The organism is Veillonella magna DSM 19857, from assembly GCF_000428745.1.
In the GTDB taxonomy this organism is placed as follows: domain Bacteria; phylum Bacillota; class Negativicutes; order Veillonellales; family Veillonellaceae; genus Veillonella_A; species Veillonella_A magna.
The window spans coordinates 89,056-108,525 of the sequence record NZ_AUAN01000008.1 but is presented as its reverse complement, the minus strand read 5'-3'; the positions used below and the strand labels follow the sequence as shown (position 1 = coordinate 108,525).

General features: G+C 45.4%; 22 protein-coding genes. All 22 read right to left on the bottom strand.

Going from position 1 to position 19,470, the window contains the following annotated elements; translation table 11 throughout:
- A partial coding sequence (locus G344_RS0103975; protein WP_028255070.1) for an S-layer homology domain-containing protein occupies positions 1–325 on the bottom strand: 325 nt, incomplete at its 3' end.
- 167 nt (positions 326–492) lie between these two features.
- On the bottom strand, positions 493–828 hold the full coding sequence (locus G344_RS0103970; protein ID WP_028255069.1) for a hypothetical protein: 336 nt from the start codon (positions 826–828) through the stop codon (positions 493–495).
- 28 nt (positions 829–856) lie between these two features.
- On the bottom strand, positions 857–1,870 hold the full coding sequence (locus G344_RS0103965; RefSeq protein ID WP_156886147.1) for a hypothetical protein: 1,014 nt from the start codon (positions 1,868–1,870) through the stop codon (positions 857–859).
- Positions 1,871–1,921: 51 nt separating this feature from the next.
- Positions 1,922–2,857 (bottom strand): hypothetical protein, encoded by a 936-nt coding sequence (locus tag G344_RS0103960; protein ID WP_028255067.1) that lies wholly within the window; start codon positions 2,855–2,857, stop codon positions 1,922–1,924.
- Between the two features lie 45 nt (positions 2,858–2,902).
- On the bottom strand, positions 2,903–3,505 hold the full coding sequence (gene lepB / locus G344_RS0103955; protein ID WP_028255066.1) for a signal peptidase I: 603 nt from the start codon (positions 3,503–3,505) through the stop codon (positions 2,903–2,905).
- Between the two features lie 30 nt (positions 3,506–3,535).
- Positions 3,536–4,411 (bottom strand): YitT family protein, encoded by an 876-nt coding sequence (locus tag G344_RS0103950; protein ID WP_028255065.1) that lies wholly within the window; start codon positions 4,409–4,411, stop codon positions 3,536–3,538.
- Positions 4,395–4,832: a RuvC family protein gene (locus G344_RS10630; RefSeq protein WP_038154892.1), complete on the bottom strand. Its 438-nt coding sequence runs from the start codon at positions 4,830–4,832 to the stop codon at positions 4,395–4,397. Before G344_RS10630 ends, G344_RS0103950 begins: the two co-directional genes overlap by 17 nt.
- Positions 4,833–4,984: 152 nt before the next feature.
- Positions 4,985–6,157, bottom strand: a complete 1,173-nt coding sequence (locus tag G344_RS0103940) for a DUF3084 domain-containing protein (protein ID WP_028255064.1) — start codon at positions 6,155–6,157, stop codon at positions 4,985–4,987.
- Positions 6,158–6,172: 15 nt separating this feature from the next.
- Positions 6,173–7,264 carry an LptF/LptG family permease gene (locus G344_RS0103935; protein ID WP_028255063.1) on the bottom strand — a complete coding sequence of 364 codons (1,092 nt, stop codon included), beginning with the start codon at positions 7,262–7,264 and terminating at the stop codon, positions 6,173–6,175.
- A 20-nt stretch (positions 7,265–7,284) separates the two neighbouring features.
- Entirely contained in the window at positions 7,285–8,004 is a 720-nt protein-coding gene (lptB, locus tag G344_RS0103930; RefSeq protein ID WP_028255062.1) for an LPS export ABC transporter ATP-binding protein, read from the bottom strand.
- A gap of 11 nt (positions 8,005–8,015) precedes the next feature.
- Positions 8,016–8,729 carry an LptA/OstA family protein gene (locus G344_RS0103925; protein ID WP_038154890.1) on the bottom strand — a complete coding sequence of 238 codons (714 nt, stop codon included), beginning with the start codon at positions 8,727–8,729 and terminating at the stop codon, positions 8,016–8,018.
- Between the two features lie 14 nt (positions 8,730–8,743).
- Entirely contained in the window at positions 8,744–9,283 is a 540-nt protein-coding gene (gene lptC / locus G344_RS0103920; RefSeq protein ID WP_028255060.1) for an LPS export ABC transporter periplasmic protein LptC, read from the bottom strand.
- Complete coding sequence (locus G344_RS0103915; RefSeq protein ID WP_028255059.1) at positions 9,270–10,199, bottom strand: lysophospholipid acyltransferase family protein; 930 nt, start codon at positions 10,197–10,199, stop codon at positions 9,270–9,272. The genes lptC and G344_RS0103915 overlap by 14 nt, the downstream gene beginning before the upstream one ends.
- Positions 10,200–10,219: 20 nt before the next feature.
- Positions 10,220–10,741: a KdsC family phosphatase gene (locus G344_RS0103910; RefSeq protein WP_028255058.1), complete on the bottom strand. Its 522-nt coding sequence runs from the start codon at positions 10,739–10,741 to the stop codon at positions 10,220–10,222.
- Complete coding sequence (locus G344_RS0103905) at positions 10,741–11,712, bottom strand: KpsF/GutQ family sugar-phosphate isomerase (protein WP_028255057.1); 972 nt, start codon at positions 11,710–11,712, stop codon at positions 10,741–10,743. Before G344_RS0103905 ends, G344_RS0103910 begins: the two co-directional genes overlap by 1 nt.
- A gap of 15 nt (positions 11,713–11,727) precedes the next feature.
- A complete protein-coding gene (gene kdsA, locus G344_RS0103900) occupies positions 11,728–12,546 on the bottom strand; it encodes a 3-deoxy-8-phosphooctulonate synthase (RefSeq protein ID WP_028255056.1) in 819 nt (272 codons plus the stop codon).
- 28 nt (positions 12,547–12,574) lie between these two features.
- Positions 12,575–13,306 carry a 3-deoxy-manno-octulosonate cytidylyltransferase gene (gene kdsB / locus G344_RS0103895; protein ID WP_028255055.1) on the bottom strand — a complete coding sequence of 244 codons (732 nt, stop codon included), beginning with the start codon at positions 13,304–13,306 and terminating at the stop codon, positions 12,575–12,577.
- The gene (lpxK, locus tag G344_RS0103890; protein WP_028255054.1) at positions 13,306–14,436 is read right to left on the bottom strand and encodes a tetraacyldisaccharide 4'-kinase; all 1,131 of its coding nucleotides are present in this window, start codon (positions 14,434–14,436) and stop codon (positions 13,306–13,308) included. Before lpxK ends, kdsB begins: the two co-directional genes overlap by 1 nt.
- Before the next feature lie 28 nt (positions 14,437–14,464).
- Positions 14,465–15,769 carry a 3-deoxy-D-manno-octulosonic acid transferase gene (locus tag G344_RS0103885; RefSeq protein ID WP_028255053.1) on the bottom strand — a complete coding sequence of 435 codons (1,305 nt, stop codon included), beginning with the start codon at positions 15,767–15,769 and terminating at the stop codon, positions 14,465–14,467.
- A gap of 5 nt (positions 15,770–15,774) precedes the next feature.
- The gene (msbA, locus tag G344_RS0103880) at positions 15,775–17,502 is read right to left on the bottom strand and encodes a lipid A export permease/ATP-binding protein MsbA (RefSeq protein ID WP_028255052.1); all 1,728 of its coding nucleotides are present in this window, start codon (positions 17,500–17,502) and stop codon (positions 15,775–15,777) included.
- A complete protein-coding gene (lpxB, locus tag G344_RS0103875) occupies positions 17,503–18,639 on the bottom strand; it encodes a lipid-A-disaccharide synthase (RefSeq protein WP_028255051.1) in 1,137 nt (378 codons plus the stop codon). It lies immediately after the preceding gene.
- 3 nt (positions 18,640–18,642) lie between these two features.
- Positions 18,643–19,464, bottom strand: coding sequence for an LpxI family protein (locus tag G344_RS0103870; protein ID WP_028255050.1), 822 nt, complete (start codon positions 19,462–19,464; stop codon positions 18,643–18,645).
- Between the last annotated feature and the right edge of the window lie 6 nt (positions 19,465–19,470).

Here is a 19,470-nt window from a genome sequence, read left to right as displayed (position 1 = left end):
TAGCTACGCGAACACCGAGGTTGTTCAATTCGCTGGAGAATTCGTCAGCCAAACGGTTGATCATAGCCTGCTGTTCAGCATTAGCACGAGATTCGTTAGCCATTGCTTTAGCTACCATCTGAGCCATTTCGTAACGAGTGATGTTTTTCTGGCCCTGGAAAGTGCCATCCGGATAACCGTTGATTACACCAGCTGCTGCGAGCTGGGATACACTCTGGTATGCCCAATCGGACGGAGTTACATCGGAGAACGGGTTAGCTGCGAATGCAGTTGTTACGCCCAATACAGCAGTTGCTGCAAATACGGCTGCAAAACGTTTTTTCATTGTAAATACCCCTTTCGGAATGAAATAGAAAAAAACTAAATGTCGATTCCATTTCGCTCCCTACTCGCCGTCCATCGACTCGAGGTATTTCCTTAGATGGAGTGTCCACGTTTCCTCACAAATGTTGTACCTGTTATCAATATCTTGCTTTCGTTCGCTCATTGAATCTATACGTATATTACCATGAAACCAAAAGTTTGTAAAGAGTTTTCGTTTTTTACGTATGCAACGTGCGTTATTTTTGTCCATGGCGTTGGCAAAACGACGAATCCCTCTTCTACATTTTTTAATTTATTTTGTGGTTGTTCAAGGATAGCTTCGCTACCTTTCTTTGTACTTTCTTTAGAGATGTTTAGTTTAGTTTCGTTTAGTTTAAGTATAGGTGCAAAAGTTTCGTAACTTTTTACCCTAACCTTTGCCGGTAGTATTGCCGGTACATCTTTCGTATTGCCTATTTTTACATCATCATTACCGGTAAATTTTGCCGATTCTATTATCAACACATCTTACATTCACACACCGTACTGATGATTACGAAAGCACTATCTTATTGTTTCCCTCTGTATGAAGCGGCGAATCTATGTCCACCTCCATGTACTCTCCCATCAAGCGCGGTATATACACCGTCCAGCAAGAAAGCAAATACAAAGAATAGCTCATGTCACTCAACTCTTCCGTATCCACTTCATCGGCATTAGAAATCATCCCATCTAATTCTTTCATCCACCGCAAAGTATGAACCCCAAGCTTTTTCCCCGCTACTACTGCATAAGATATTTCTTTTGCCAAGTCTATTAACTTCACCGGCTCCGCTCGTTTGGTTGAGGCAAAGGCATTAAAACGTTTTGCTGCTTTTTCATATGCCACTAGTGGCTCCTCATCGATTTCTATGGGTGCTTGTTTATTCTGAATTTTATGCAAAATAGCCAAAACACGGTCTTGCATTTTCATAATTAATCCCATTATCCCTCTTACAACCAGCGCTCCCGGCATTCCTTCATACGTCAATACTTGTATCGACCACTCATCACTAATTGGTTCTTCATAATTGATGGGCAGCAAATGGTGTTTTCTCTCGTCCGGTTCATGTGTAAGTACATCAATTAATACTATTACCTCCATCAATAACAGATTGATATCTGTCCGTAAATCCCCATTATAAATGTGTGCCGTATCTTCAATATCTTCGACTAATCGTTTTACTAGTCTTTTTGTTACTCCTAACAACAGATGGAATTTTTCTTCCTTTTGTTGTCGTTTTCTTTTAGTTAATTTCACGCTTGAAGTATTTAGTTCTGTTCCCAAACAACTGGCGTCTTCAATCAGTCTGAGCCACACGTTCAGATGCAGAATAAAATCAATCCCCGGTCCCAACTTTTCTTCACTACATAACCGGTTATCTGTTCTGTATCTGTCTATGACTTCTTGCATCCTATCTATACAAGAAATAAGGTGATCTCCATATACATCCACTATAAAGTACCACCCTACAGCCCTAATTTTCTTTTCCATGACCCGTTTGTTTTTCTCGGAACCAGTCATCATACGACTTCCTTTCACAGCAACTCTATACCTATACTACAGGATTATTAAACATCAGCTTTCTTGATTCACCGTACTGAAGAGCATAGAAATTCCGGCTAATCCATAGCCGAGAATATTCGTATGGCTGTTAAGCATAGCCGATGCTTGTTCCAAATTATTTTCCTTATCCGCCGCTTCATCGAGTACACGAATAACTTTTAGCACCTGTTCGGCCAATTTATTTTGTAAGCCTACCATAGCATACCACTGCTCAAAAAGTTCGGCTGCCACTACGGCTGTCGGCGCATTAGATAATTTTTCTTCGATTTCTTCACAGGCTGTCTGCATTTTACCGAGAGCCGCTTTAATCGGGATACGCTTACCGGTAATTGCTTTTTTTACTACACTGTGTCGGATAATCATATCCATTTCATCCACAACAAAGCGAACACCGGCTTCGATACAATTCATCACACCGATTTGTTCTTCCTCTGTCATCGACAGGCGATAGCTTACGTTCCCTTGCTTTTTCAAAATTTCCCACATGTCGAGTGGCATATCGGTTTTGACGCGCATCTCTTCCAAGTAAATCACCAGGCGGAATAAGAATCGTATCGTCATGTCTAAGCTTCGCGCCGCTTCATCCAAGAACATGCGCGTGCTTTCATTGCGGATGGTTGCAATGAGCTGCACCAATTCGTCCACATGTCCCACTACCGCATCAATCGCAGCGCGACGACGTTTTTCTCCTTCTTCGATGGCTTTTTTCTTAGACTCTCCAACGAGCATTGCTTCTGCATTAATCACCGTGCGCATAGCTTCGTCAATAACATCTACCTGATGCTCGATGACAGCAAAGTTTTCCTGCATCTGCACCAGTTTTTTCATCGCATCTACCCCATCAAGCACGCGATCGACGGCAGCGGCTACTACGACACCGCTAAATCCTAATAAAAAATGCATTTGGCTATCTATGCCACGTTGTAAAGAATACGCTACCTGCTTCACACAAATCTCCTATCTTAATCTCTTACTACCCAAACCAATTAACTGTTATCTGAACAAATTAAAATCATAGACTACATTACCCAATACATGATCGATGGGAACCGGTCCGATAAAGCGGCTGTCGCTCGAATGATTGCGATTATCCCCCATGACGAACACGCAGTTATCCGGCACTTTTATCGGAGTTGCCCGTGAAAAGTCCATCGTCACATCCTTTGTGTAAGGTTCTTCTAATTCCTCACCGTTACGCCATACATGACCGTTTTTAAATTCCAACACATCGCCGGGATGACCGATAACGCGTTTTACCCACGCATTATGTTGTTCTGCTTTTGATGAAAAAATGGCCACGTAATTACCGGCTACATCGGTAACATCATCCTTCCAAGTGCGTGGTCGGTTAACACGGCTGTCGATAATAACAATCTGTCCGTAATCCGGCACTTTATTTTGCAGGTGACTCCATTTGGAAACAACCAAGAAATCACCGTTGTGCAAGGTGTTTTCCATGGATTCACCGGATACGCGCGTGATTTGTCCGACAAAAATATGGACAACCATGGCTACTGCCAGCGCGATGACAATGGCATAGACCCACTCCCAAATTTCATGCAAAATCTGACTGCCTACGGATTTATCCTTTTCCATATACGTTTGTGCTCCTTTCCGCACATGCTGTTAGTGAATCGTCTTTTTACCAAACTGACCGCCGAATACATCATGTACGTCCGTAATAGTGATAAATGCATTTTCATCCTTTTCATATACGATATCTTTCAGCTTGGTAATTTCCAGACGCGTTACTACTGAGTATAACACTTTTTTTGGTTGTTTTGAATATCCACCTTCACCGTACAATACCGTGACACCGCGCCCCAAGCGATGCATGAGCACTTCACCGATAGCTTCCGGTTCATCGGTAATAATCATAACGCCCTTGGATTCTTCCAAACCGGTAATGGTAATGTCGATCATCTTATAAGCAATGAAGTAGGCAATTAATGAGTACATAGCACTGTTCCAGCTGTAAACAAAACCGGCGGCCCCTAAAATAAAGAGGTTGAAGGCCATTACAATTTCACCGACGGAAAAAGTACTTTTCTTATCCAAGATAATAGCTACTACTTCTGTACCATCCAAAGAGCCACCGTTGCGTATGATGAGACCAACCCCGATACCGAGTATGATACCACCGAAGATACTTCCGAGGAAAGGATCGATCGTTACCGGATTCACCTGATGCATCAACAGCGAGAACAGGGAGATACATAAAATCCCGAACAAGGTGGCAATGGTAAATCGTTTGCCGATAAGCTTATACCCTATATACAAGAACGGTATATTAATCAGGACTACAAAAAAACTGAAGGAGTATCCCGATAAGGTAGCTGCCATCAAGGATATACCGACTACGCCACCGTCGATAATATGATTCGGTACCAAAAATACATCCAGTCCGAATGTGTAAACGGCGGCACCGATGATAATCATAATGTATCGCAGTACATAGTCCTTCCATGTTAAATTTTTCGATCGTTTATACGTAGCTGCCATAGAGCCCCTCCTTTTGTAAAAATCGTTCTCCAATTATCCAAGCAGTGAAATCATCTACCGGTTCCGGCGGATAGAGCATGCCGCGAGGAACAAATCGTTTTAATCCCTTCGGCGGATTATAATCCCAATACCGCTTGCGTGCTTCTTCCGTCGTATGTGCTTCATCAGTAAGTGCCGCCGGTAACTGCGCCTTAGCAGCTACTCGCTGCACTACGGTAAACAGCTTCTTATGATTGGTACCGTTGCCGCACACCAAATGTGTTACCCCGTGATTGTCCGCCTGCACTCGTTGCAACATAGCTGTCAATGCATCTTCCAAGGTATGGCTGGGCACAATCTTTTTTTCGTACAATGTGCCATCATAAAAAAGACAGGCTATACCTGTTTTTTCATTGCCCGGGTCAACCGCTATAATCAGCATATTACCCGCTCCTTTCAAAAATCTGTGCTTTTCTATTGTAACATAAAATCTCGATACAAAAAAACCGTCATAGCTGTAGGCGTAATCGTTATTGATCATCTGCTTATAGCTATGACGGTTCCCATCGTATTTTGTTATCAACTTACCATATCTTACCGATGAATTTTCAATTCGATTTGTACCGGCCCGTCAGTGTATGTGTCCTCACGAGCAATCGCTTCTAATTTGACCGGACCGTTTATGTCTTCCAACTGACGAATGGTTTCAAACAGTTCATCCCCCGGTAATGATCCTACATCGCCGCTCAACGGATCCGGTAATACACCTTTCGATTTTGCTTCCGCATTAACTGCCTTCAAGAAAGACAGTACCGCATACTGCGCATCATTTCCGCCTTGCACGACACTGCTGTATATAACATCGCCGCGGTGGAAAATCTGTGCATACGGATACGCACGAATCTCTGCTAAGGCTGCTTCGCCATATATAATATTGGCTGCCGCACTGATGCGAATTGTCATCGGTTCCTTCGATGCCGCAATCTGTTTCGCCACTTCTTGCACATTGGCACGACTTACATAGATAACCGTCTTATCATCGTCAATGCCCAATCGTTTTAGGATTAAGCCATTCGTATCGTTAAGAATATGCGCAATCGCCGCTTCGCTTTCTGCTTCCGTCAAATTCGGACGCACCAACGCACCGGACAGTACTTCACCGACGCGGAATAACACCGTGCCTTCACGCATTTGCGTAATCCCTTGTTCCAAGCTCTTCATCGTCACCTGCAGGTCGGATATATGGGATTCCAAATTTTTACGTTCTTCTTCAAGCCCTTTAATTTCCGATTGAGAATTGGCCAGCTTTGCTTCGGCTTGGGCGTACGCATCCTGTACGGACACTAATTGCCCGCTCATGGCATCACGGGCTGCCCGCGCTTCGTCAAGTTCTGCTTGCGTGGCTTGAATATCTGCCTTCATGGTAGTCAGCTCTTTCGTTTTTGCTTCGATATCCTTTTTACTTTGTTCCAATTCCTTATTCTTGGATTCAACGCTGGCATTAAGGGCACGCATTTCTTCCTTCAGCTGTTCCATCCCGAATAAAGCGGTGCGCACATTCTGGGACGCAATACTTAAAATTCCCAAGGTAGCCGCTGCGATAAGAATACCTGTAACAATCGTAACGATAATGGAGGTATGCTTAGGCCGCAGCCCGAATAGTGACATCCGTCGCTTGCCGATTTTAGTTCCTAATTTATCGCCAATAAAGGCAATAATACCACCCATAATCGCGACTATAATAATGATGCGTAAGCCTACAAGCATAGTAACCTCCTTTCGTTATTTAGAAACGCGCCAGTTAAGCCATAAACCGGCGATAACGCCCAAGGTGTCAGGAATGGCCGCCGCTACTAACGGCGGTAATACATTGCCTTTACCGAGAGCTGCCGTAAAGGTCATAACGCCGTAATACACAAATATAATCAACACACTGAGTCCAAATCCGATAGACGAACTGGATCGCTGTTTTTGTAATCCCAACGGCGCCCCGACCAAAGCAAATACAAAACTGGCAATAGGAATGCTAAACCGCTGATACATTTCCATTTCCAATTTAGTCGTGGATACATAATTGGATTTATACGCATCAATTTGATGACGTAATTCTTTAATCGTCATTTCTTCCGGATCCCGCTGCTCTTCGGAAATCTGTTTCGGATCTTTGGCAATAGGCAACACCTGTTCCTTAAAGCTCATAGTTCGTTCGATGCCGGATCCGTTTTGCGCCAAATCATATATAACGCCGTCATGCATAATCCAATAACGACCGTTCCAATTTGCCGTATTGGCGCGTTCCATCTGTGCTACTTCGCCATTATTAAAAATTTGTGCCGCTATGCCCGTCAACTGCTTTGTCTTTGGATCGTACTTCTGCGCATACACCAGCGTATTGATTTTATCGCCGTCCATTGTTTTCAGTACAATATGCGTCTGCGCTTGCGGCGTCACCTGCTTTTTGATTTCTTCACGGATAATCGTCTGATACGCGTGCGTACATGCCGGCACTACATATTCATTGAACGCAACCGCACCGATGGAAATAAGAAACGCCGTAATATAGATAGGCATGGCCAATCGCAAAAAGCTAAGACCGCCGGCACGCATTACCACAATCTCACTGGTGCTGCTCAATCGCCCGAAAGTAAGCAGCGATGCCAACAACACTGCCATAGGGAAGGTAAGTACCACGATTGACGGCAACGACAGTACAAAGGCTCTTGTAACTGCCCAAATAGAGGCCCCGTATTCCGTAATATATTGTGCAATACGGAACAAGGTTCCGGTACCTACAAATATGCTGGTGAAGGCAAAGATACCGAATAAAAACGGTCCGATGAATGCCTTTAGCATATATTTATCAAGTATACGCAAAACTGTAATGCCTCCATTCCTTACATTCTAAAGTCCTTACCCAAATAGAATTCGCGAGCAATCGGGCTATCCGCTACTTCATCCGATGTGCCTTCCAATAAAATTTTACCTTCATTCAAAATGTACGCCTTGTCAACAATCCCCAAGGTTTCTCGCACATTGTGATCCGTAATCAGCACGCCGATACCGCGCTGCTTAAGATGACGGATAATCGACTGAATATCGGCTACCGCAATAGGATCGACACCGGCAAAGGGTTCATCCAACAGAATAAACCGCGGTGCCAACGCTATACAACGGGCAATTTCTACACGGCGGCGTTCACCGCCGGATAGCTGCATACCCATGCGCGACCTTACATGAGCTATATGAAACTCCTGCAAGAGAGAATTCACTTGTTCTTCAATTTCTTTCTTCGATAGCTCCGTAGTCTGTAGCATAGCTCTTAAATTATCTTCTACCGACAATGATCGAAAGATAGATGCTTCCTGCGGCAAATAGCCGATACCTTGCCCGGCTCTTTTGTACATGGGCATCATAGTAATTTCTTTGCTACCGATGAAAATATCTCCGGCACTGGGCTTTTCAATACCCACAATCATATAAAAGGTAGTTGTCTTGCCGGCACCGTTCGGCCCCAACAAGCCGACCACTTCACCTTCCTGTACGCGAATACTAACGCCGTCAACTACATTACGACCCTTGTACGTTTTTACTAAATTCTTCGTTTCTATATACATGGCCATTCCTCTTATTGTGGTGTAATGACAAGCGTACTGCGACCACCCATGGTCTGTACGGAATTATCTTTCATTTCCAGCTTCAACTGCGGTGCATCAAGGACATTCCCGTTCTGTACGGCGTGTGCGTTACCCGTTAAATAAGCTACGCCGTCTTCCTGTCCCGGCGTCTGCGTATATACAGCGCTGTCCGCCGTAGCATTCAAGTTATGCTTAGCACTAAACAAGGTAACATTTCCTTTAGCGTTGGCTTTAATTTGATTCATCCAACCTTCAATATAATCACCGGTCAGTACCGAATCCTCCATTACCAATTTGCCATTGCCGTTAATCACACCGTAATCGGTAGAAGTATTATAGGTAACTTCATCACCGTAGACTTGCTTATTATCCTTCTGCAAATGTACGTTACCGGTTGCTTTGAATTCGTCATTATGATAGCTATGTACTTCTGATGCTGCCATAGACATATTCTGACCAATCATACTAACACCGCCGGTAAGAATACCTTCTTCGGTTTTGGTATTATACCACCCGGAAGCACCTGTCATAGTCTTATCTTCACGGGTAATAACAACGCTTCCTACCGCATCGGCACGGCCTGTCTTACCATCGTACGATAATGTATCGGCGGTAATTGTCAAATTCGTAGTCGCTGCCCATACCGGTAGCACCAAGCAGGAAGCCACTGCTACCACAGCAGCTATTTTATTTCGTTTCTTCACTGTTTTTCCTCCTGTTACTGCTTAACCAATTTTGCATGACCCAGCGCCGTTATTTTTTCCAACACCGTATCAGCTTTTACTTTATCACCGGTAATCGTAACATCTTTATTAACCAGTGTAAATGCACCAGCAGATGTCAACTCATGCTTTTTATTGTCAAAGACAAGGGAATCTGTCGTAAAATTCGCGCCCTCTGTATTGACAGCCTTTACCCCGCCGGCCAACTCAAAGGTACTGCGATCGCCGGCGATATGACCGCGCGGTGCCGTTACTGTCATCACAGTATCTCCCTTATAATATTTGGCTTCCAAATCCGTTGCGTATAATTCGCGCGTTTGCGGGTTTAATTTCATACTTTTAGCTCGCAATGTCCAAACTAATTGATTGTTCTCTACCTCTTTTAACTCCGAACCGTCAAAGGTAACCAAGTTCCCCTTCGGTTGCGTCGGATCCTCATCCTGCGGTGTCGTGCCGCTCATAAGGTACCATATAAAGCCGCAGAGCCCAAGCAGTATTATTACTGCCAATGCTAGAATCTTTTTATTTTTTAGCATGCACGGCCTCCCTAACCTTCAGCTTGTGCTCAATATCTACAATTTCCGGAATTTTCGTATTCCACCGATGCTGGAACCATAGCCATTCATCGGGATGTTCACGGATAAAGGCTTCCGTTACCCGTACGGTCTCTTCCGTCAATCGATACATATCTTCCTCTTCATTTCCCGTATCTTCATAATACAAAGGCGGTAAAATATGAACGATATGTCCGTTTTCTTTGCGAGAAGTAAACACCGGCACTACCGGCGCTTTGAATTTTTGCGCAAAGGTAGCCGGTCCTAACACAGCCGACGAATCCTGTCCGAGGAACATAACCGGTACACCTTGGAATCCGCCGTCTTGATCGGCTAAGAAGCCTAATAATTTTTTCTGCTTCATTGCCTTTACGGCGCGAATCATTTCCGATCCGCCGCGCGCAAATACTTCAAGCCCTACCATTTCACGGTATTCATTCATAAGACGGGTAAATTGTGCATTCGGCTGCTTCTTTACAATAGTTGTCGACGGATAACCATGCGCAGCCAAGGCGGCCCCCATCCACTCCCAGTTGCCCACATGAGCAGTGAGAATAACGACGCCACGCTTTTCCGCCAACGCTTTATCCAGGTGTTCCGTACCACGCATTTCAATATGCTCGTAAATAAATTCTTTCGTTAAATTCGGCATATATAAAATTTCCATAGCAGCACGGCCCATGTTTTTGAACAATCGCTCAATTAATGCCGTTGCCTCCTGTTTATTCATGGAGAGCCCCAGCATAATATTTTTAATACCACGCTCTTTTTGCTTTTTTCCAAACAAAGAGTACATCGGTCCGATAGTAGCTCCGATGCGAAGTATCGTGCTGTAAGAAAGCTTACATGTCATACGACTTAGCCATTTCAGCGTATTATATTGCCATTCGTTCGACATGCGGCACGCACCTCCTTCCACTATTGCCCATGTGCATATATTTCTCGTTCATAATCCTCTACCAGGCGATTCCATACGCCTTCTCTTTTTAAGATATATTCTACCGCTTCACGCACGGCCCCGCAACCACCGGAGGCCTGCGTAATGTAGTCGGCTCTGTTTTTTACATCGTTCACGGCATTTGCCGGAGCAATGGCAAGACCTACCATGGCAAACGCTCCCAAATCATTAAGATCGTCCCCCATATAGGCAATGGCACTTGCATCAATACCGGTTTCTTTCATCAATTCACGGATAGCTTCACTTTTATTGCTGCTGCCCATTCTGAGAAAATCAAATTTGAGTTCTCTTGCCCGGCGTTCCACCATTGGTGAAGTGCGCCCCGTAATAATCCCCAAGCGCAAACCGGAGCGTCTGGCCAATGCCAGTCCCAAGCCATCCTGTGCGTTAAAGGCTTTCATCTCTTCTCCAGAGGATGTGTAAATTAATTTTCCATCCGTCAATACACCATCTACGTCTAATAATAAACACTGTATCTTCATTATACAATTCCTCGGCGCAACAAATCGGTAATATGTACAAGACCTAAGCACATACCATCATCATCCACTACGGGAAGCACCGTAATCGGGCGCGGTTGATTTTTTTCCATACGATGCAACGCTTCTGCTGCTAGCTTATCCTTGGTAATCGTACGCGGCATAGACGTCATCATATCTTCTACGGGCCATTCCAAGAAATTGCTTCCCGAATCGAGACCGCGCCGGATATCACCGTCAGTAACCAAGCCTATGAGGCGGCCTTCTTCATCCACAATATTAGCTGCTCCCAGGCCTTTATCCGTCATTACAAACAGAGCATCCTGCACCGTAGATCCTTTGTGAACAACCGGATTATTATCACCGCTATGCATAATATTTTCTACGGTCAACAGTAATTTACGCCCCAAGGATCCACCTGGATGGAAAACAGCGAAGTTCTCCGGCGTAAAGTGATGTCTGTCTAACAAGCATACAGCCAAGGCATCGCCCAATGCCAAGGCCACCGTTGTACTGGTTGTGGGAGCCAAACCTAACGGACAGGCTTCCTTTTCAACTTCTACTAACAAAACAATATCCGAATTTTTAGCCAAGGTAGAATTGCGATTTCCTACCACACTAATCAATTTGGCTCCGATGCGACGAAGCGACGGCAATAAGCTAACAACCTCTGCCGTTTCACCGCTGTTAGAAAAAGCAAGCACGATATCCTCACTCGTTACCATGCCTAAATCGCCGTGCACACCTTCACCGGGATGTAAGAATAATGCCGGCGTACCCGTACTTGCCAGTGTAGCCGATACTTTTCTGGCGATGTGTCCGGATTTTCCCATACCGGTACACACTACACGACCTTTAGAGCCCAATATCATCGTCACTGCTTCTACAAAGCTGTTGTCCAACGTGTCAATGAGTTTTTCTATTGCTTGTGCTTCTTCATGGAGCACCTGTGCTGCTTGTTCTAATACATTCATGGAGCCAATCTCCTTTTAGCCTTTAACTATAGTATCAATTGCCTTTAAATCACGTAATATTGCTTCCAAATCATCGAGACGAACCATATTCGGTCCGTCGGACAGCGCTTCTTCCGGATTATCATGAACCTCCATAAAGAGTCCGTCCACACCGGCACCTACCGCTGCACGGGAAAGGAAGGGAACAAATTCGCGTTGCCCCGAAGATTTTGTACCTGCTCCGCCCGGAAGCTGCACGCTGTGGGTGGCATCAAAAATAACCGGATAACCGAAGTCGCGCATAATCGGGAAGGAGCGCATATCTACCACTAAGTTGTTATAACCAAAACTTGCACCGCGTTCGGTAAGCATAAGGTTTTCATTCCCGGCTTCTTCCATCTTCTTTAATACGTTAATCATATCCTTCGGTGCCATAAACTGCCCTTTTTTCACATTAACGCATTTTCCTGTTTTGGCGGCGCCGTACACTAAATCAGTTTGACGGCATAAGAACGCCGGAATTTGTAACACATCCAACACGTCTGCGGCCGGTTCAATTTGTTCCACCGAATGGATGTCACTCACTACCGGGACCTGAAGTTCTTTTTTAATATGCGCCAAAATTTTTAAGCCTTCTTCGAGTCCGGGACCACGGAAGGAGCTGTAGCTGGAGCGGTTAGCCTTATCAAAGGAAGCCTTAAAGATATACGGGATACCCAGGCGATCGCAAATTTCCTTTATACGGCGACCAATCATCAATGTGCGTTCTGGATCCTCGATAACGCAGGGTCCTGCCAACAAAAACAGCCCTTTGCCACCGCCTACCGTTAAGTTACCTATTTTCACTTCTTTCATTCGTATCTACCTCATTTTCCGTTATTTATTATACCTGTTGTTCTTTAAAAATACGATTAACTAATGCTAAATCTTCCGGCGTATCGACGCCAACAAAGCGAGACTGTGTAGGAATTACACGAATAGTATAGCCATTTTCCAAGGCTCGCAACTGTTCCAATGACTCCGTCTGTTCTGCCGGTGTAGGTTCCATCGTTGCGTATTGTAGCAAAAAAGGTTTGCTGTATGCGTAAATGCCGATATGTTTAAGAGGGCTATTGACAAAATTATGCCGCGGATACGGTATAAGGGAGCGAGAAAAATACATGGCATCCCCTTTTTTATTACAAACCACCTTTACTGCCGATGGCTCATTATATTCTTCCTCCATCAAAGGAGCACCTACCGTCGCCATGTGCGGCGCATCGTCCGCAGCAAACAAATCGGCTAATTCGTCGATTAATGTAGGCTCGATTAAGGGTTCATCACCTTGTACATTGATGATGACATCCACATCCGCTAATCCTTCTGCTACTTCCGCCAGTCGATCGGTACCCGTCGGATGATCGTTTCGCGTCATAACCACTTGTCCCCCGAAGGACACTACCGCATCATATACGCGCCGGTCATCGGTAGCTACAATGACCGCATCCGGTCGCTTCGCCTTACTTACTCGTTCGTAAACCCGTTGAATCATAGGTTTACCGGCAATATCTGCCAATGGTTTCCCCGGCAATCGTGTGGAACCATATCTAGCCGGAATTACGCATACAACCTTCATTAATCGTCAGCTCCTTTTATATTGTCCAGTACTTCTTGCACTGCTTTTTCATTGCTTGTAAATTGTATACCGATTGCTAATACGATAATCGGTAATTCGGTCTTACATCCGGAAAGTACAGCTGCTAATTTTACGGCATCTTTTTCCGTCACAGCTATCGCCTCTGCACCGGCTGCCTTCGCCTCCGCCACGGCTTGAAACACATCATCGCGACTGTAATCATGATGATCGCCAAAGGCCTTCATGCCGATTACATCATAGCCGGCTTCCTTCAAGGTACTCACAAAAGATTCCGGCTGACCGATGCCGCTGACGGCCCATACTTTTTTATCTGTATATGATTGCAAAGGAACCAAGGCTTCTCCCTTGGCCCATGCTTCTAGCTCGGAAACACCCACAGGACTGTGCACGGTTTCCGCCAAAGGAATCGTAGGTGCCAATTCTTGTAAGCGTTTTCTCAACACTTCTAATGTCGACGGAGAAACCTGGTTTGTCTTCGTCAAGATAAGCAGGCTGGCCCGCGTTAATCCGGTAAGCGGTTCCCGCAAGAGTCCTCTGGGCAATACATGGTCATAGCCGAACGGATTGGCTGCATCAATCAAGACAATATCAACGTCTCTATACAAGGCTCGATGCTGAAATCCATCATCCATAACGATAACGTCACTATGTAATTCCCGTATGGCCAGTTCTGCGGAAGTCACCCGCGAACGGCCTATAAGGACGCTGCCCTGTTGCAGTCCCCGAGCCAAGAGCCAAGCTTCATCACCGGATATAGACGGCGTTACTCGGTATTCACCATTGTGCGCTACTATCGTACTCTGCTTGTTATCCGCTGCTTTATAGCCTCGACTGACAACAGCCGGATGAAGTCCGCGTCGTTCCAACTCGCGGCATAAATAGGCTACCATCGGCGTTTTTCCTGTTCCGCCGGCGGTGATATTCCCTACACTGATGACCGGTGCATTTACACGGCTTACCTTTTGCCCCTTATCGTATGCGGCATTTCTTTTATTGACACCATAGGCATACAGCTTGCTAAGCAACAGTAAGCTTCCTCGAGCCAAAGCTCCCAAGGGGCCGCTTTTTTTACCACTAATAATTTGTTTAAATAGTGCTTCCCCTTCCATAGGTTGCCTCCTCCGATTCACATTCTTGTTATGGAATAATTTGATGCTCCTCAAAAAGCTTACGCAGCTCTTCCGTGTTTCTCTGTGTAGCTCCTCGATTTTCCCGTACCAGTTCTAAACAGTTACGACTCATTTCTTCACGCAATTCTTTGTTGTGACACAGTTCCAACATGGCATCCAACAGTTCTCGTTTATCTTTTACCATACGGCATGCATTGCGAGAGCTTAACAGCGCATAAATTTCTTTAAAATTGAACATGTGCGGTCCTACCAAAATCGGTTTCCCATGAGCAGCCGGTTCCAAAATATTATGACCGCCGGTGCGAACCAATGAACCGCCGACAAAAATAATATCACCTAAGCTGTACAGTCGACCTAACTCACCGATAGTATCCAATACAACTACCGGTGTGCCTTCATGGACCGGCTCCGTCATCTGACTGCGACAGATAGCTTTAAGCCCCTGCGCTTCGGCCAGCTCTTTTACATCATGTCCGCGCATAATTTCACGCGGTGCTATGAGAAGCCGGGCTCCCGGAAATTCCTTTAAAATAACTTTAAAAGCAGACAACACACTTTCTTCTTCCCCTTTATGGGTACTGCCGGCCACGATAATAGGATGATTACAGCCGAAACCGAATTCATGCTGCAATGCTTCCTTGTCTTCCTTCGTTACTTGCGCATAGGTTTGATCATATTTGGTATTGCCCGTTACCGTGATATGGTTCTTATCGGCTCCCAGAATATTAATATATTCCGAGTCAATCTTAGACTGCATACAAAATTTCTCTATGGAGCCCAACATCTCCCGCGTAAACGATTTGATAAACATGTATCGATGCATACTGCGATCGCTGATTCGTCCGTTTACCATCATTACCGGAATCTTTTCTTTCTCTGCAATGCGCAAAAAGTTTGGCCAAATCTCAGTTTCCACCAGTAAAATCGTTATCGGCTTTATCAAATCAAGAATGCGTCGGGTCAAAAACGGTAGATCCAGCGGGAAAAATATGATTCCCTCTGCTTCCGGAATAATCCGATGTGCCATCGCATGTCCTGTAGCCGTAACCACCGAAACAACAACAACGGCTTCCGGGAATTTTTTCTTAATGTCCTTGACGATAGGGCTCGTTGCCACTATTTCTCCCACAGAAGCAGCATGCAACCATATAGCGCGTCGTCCTTCAATTTTCTTCATTAACGAATCCGGCATAAAACCGGCACTTTGTTTAATACGCTCATAAAAGCCTTCTTCGAATGTCAGTCGATACAAGATGACAGGAATCAGACCGATCCAATAAATAATGAGCAGTATATTATATATCCAATACATTCCCGTTACCCTTTACTCGCAAATTGAACAGAATAGAGATGTTGGTATAACCCGCCTGCCGCTAATAATTCGTCATGGGTACCGGACTCTACCAACTTACCTTCACGGAGTACAACGATTTGATCGGCATTTTTAATGGTGCTGAGTCTATGAGCAATAACGAATGCCGTACGTCCCTGCATCAATCGCTCCAATGCCTCCTGCACCAACTTTTCACTTTCCGTATCCAGTGCCGAAGTGGCTTCATCCAAAATCAAAATCTTCGGATTCTTTAAAATAGCTCTGGCAATCGCAATGCGCTGTCTTTGTCCGCCGGATAAGGAACTACCTCTTTCACCGACCAAAGTGTCCATGCCCTCCGGCAATCGTTCGATGAACTCCAACGCATTGGCGGCCTTTGCCGCTGCATATACCTCTTCATCCGTTCCGTCCAAGCGACCGTATAAAATATTATCTTTAATGGTTGCATTAAAAAGCATCGTTTCTTGCGGTACTACGCCAATCTGCTCGCGCAGCGATTGGAATGTCACATCCCGTACATCAATGCCATCAACGGTAATCGCACCTTCCGTAGCATCGTAGAAACGGGGCAATAAATTAGCAATCGTTGTTTTTCCCGCACCGGACGGCCCTACAATGGCCACCACTCTACCGGCCGGAACATCCAACGAAAAATTATCCAACGCTTTTTTCTCACCGTCGTAACTGAATGATACATGGTCAAACCGCACGCGACCATCTACTTCGGGTAATACAATGGCATTGGTTTTCTCCACGACTTCCGGTTTTGTATCAAGAATCGCAAATACGCGATCGCCGGCAGCCATAGCCTTTTGAATATTACCATACACCTGACTTAATCGCTTTACCGGATTGGAAAGGTTAATAGCATAAATCAGAAAAGCAATCAATGACCCCGCCGTTATAGCACCGGTGACAACCGAATAGCCGCCGTACCAAAGTATTACGGTAACGGCTATCGCCGCTGAAAATTCAACTAACGGACTGAGAAGACTTGTAAGCTTCGTAGCTCGCATTACCGCACGGAAATTGCGTTGGTTTTCCCGTTCAAAACGCTGCACCTCATACCCTTCGCGGGCAAACGAACGCACCACCCGCGCACCGGATATGGTTTCCTGTAGTAAGGAGGTAATATCCGCTATACGCCCTTGCACGTCATGACCTGCTATGCGCAGCCGTTTACCGAAAATATTAATAATTCCCAGCACTACCGGCACGATGACCAAGGTTACCAAGGTGAGCTTCCAGTCTAAGTACAGCATAGACACCAATGAACCGATAAGCGTAACCCCTTCGGTAATAAAGGACACCAAGTTATCGACAATCGCCGATTGCAACGCCGCCACATCATTGGTCAAGTTACTCATGATGACGCCTGTCTTGCGTCTATCATAATAGGCTTGATCCAGTCGCTGCAGATGCTTAAACATAGCTTCGCGAATATCGATAATAACACGCTGTCCGATATACGACATCGTGTAGGTTTGTCCATACGTGGCAAATCCGCGAACCAAAAATACAACCAAAATAGAAATAACCACTAGGTTTAGCATGTACATATTTTTTTCGGCCAATACCTTGTCCACTACATTTTTTATGAGCCAAGGTACAACCAAATAGGCGGCTGCCGCTATAATCATGCAAACCAGTCCAAAAATCATTCGGCCGATATATGGCCGTACATAAGTTAATAATCGTTTGTAGCTACCCATCTATCGTCCTCCGCCAGCAACTTCCGTAATTACCTGCGCCACGCGCAGCACTGCTCCCGGTGCACCTAGGGCTTCTTTTACCTGCCGCAGCTCTTCTTTCATCGTCGAATAGACTTCGGGATTATCTACAATTCGACACAACTCGGTATGCACATTAGCGGCTGTCACGTCGCCTTGAATCAATTCCGGAATGACGCGATGACCGGCCACGATATTAGGCAATCCTACATCGGGAATCGATACCAACAGTTTCGCCAATGCATAGGTTACGGCAGATAAGCGATACAATAACACGGTAGGCAAGTTCATCAATGCCGTTTCCAAAGTCGCCGTCCCCGAAGCCGCCAAGCATACATCACAAATTCCCATTAAGTCATAAGTATGACCTTCCGTAATTGTAACCGGCAAATCAAACCGACGGATGCGCTCTTCCAACAGTTCTCTATCAATAGTATGCGCCCGCGGTACAAAGAAGCGAGCATTCTTATGCGTCACATAGAAACGAGAAGCACCGTCCAACATAATGTCCAACAGCCCTATTACTTCCTGCTTACGGCTACCCGGCATAAGCAATACATTGCATGCATCCTCTGCAGTGCCAAAGTATTCATAAGCTGCCGCTTCGCTCATAGACGGCTGCACAATATCCACTAAGGGATGTCCCACAAACTCTACGGGCACATGAAATTCTTCATAGGCTTTGGCTTCAAACGGAAAAATCGAAGCCACCTTGCTTACATACTTAGCAATATCCTTGCCGCGGCTTTTATGCCAAGCCCATATTGTCGGCGCTATATAGTACACCACGGGAATTCCCAGCTCATGTGCTACCTTAGCTAACTTCATATTAAATCCCGGATAGTCAACGCAAACCACAACATCCGGTTTTTCACGTATCATAGCCTCTTTCAAAAAGCGACGAAGTTTAAAAAATTCCGGTAGTGCTTTCACGATTTCTACAATGCCGATATAGCCGAGATTTTTTATGTCATATATAATATCAACGCCTTGTGCTGCCATGAGATCGCCACCCATGCCGAACATGGTCACGTCGGGATAGATCTGGCGAAGTGCTTTTGCTACACTTGCCGCATGCGTATCACCGGAAGCTTCGCCGGCTGAAAACATTACCTTCATTCGTTACTCCTCATCCGGCCCTTCAACGGCACAAATAACAATACCTTTACGATTGGCTAATTTCAACACATCTTCCTGTTCTACAAAGATGGTGCGATGTGCCTCAATAGCCAGCACCTTACATTCTCCGGCAATCATGGATTCAATTGTTCGAAGGCCCACGGCCGGTACATCAAACCGTACGTCTTGCTCAGGCTTCGCCGTCTTAACCACTACGGCATCGCCACGTCCTAACTCACCGCCGCGGCGAATGCAGGCATCCGTACCTTCAATAGCCTCGATGGCCATAACCGCCAAATGCTTTACGACTACCGTTTGACCGATATCAAGGCCACCCATTTGCTTCGCCACTTCAAAACCAAAACGAATATCTGCCAACTGTTCCTCGGTAGGCTGTTTTTTTGTTAACACCCCCGGTGCCGGCATTAAAGACTTCATATATTTTGTTTGGTCAGCTACCTGAATGCCTTCCTTTGCCAACTCATCGACGATGGCTAGCATGATGGTGTCATCCTTTCGGTTACGCAAAGAGCTTAAAATTTTTATGGCTCGCATGTCAGGCATACGAAGTCCTTTAAAAAGTAATTCCTTCGTTACTTTCCCCAACATGGTAATTTCCGTAACACCTTCTGCATGAAGTGTTTTGAATATGGTATTTACTTTAGCAACATTGATTTCATAGTACGCCTGTGCTTCCTCCGCTAACGCAGGATCCGTATCGGGTATCAGGGCAATGACAACCACTTCGTAACCCGCTGTTTGTGCAGCGCGCATAAACTCTACCGGCAGCTTGCCAATCCCTGCCAACAAACCAACTTTTGCCATTTCAGC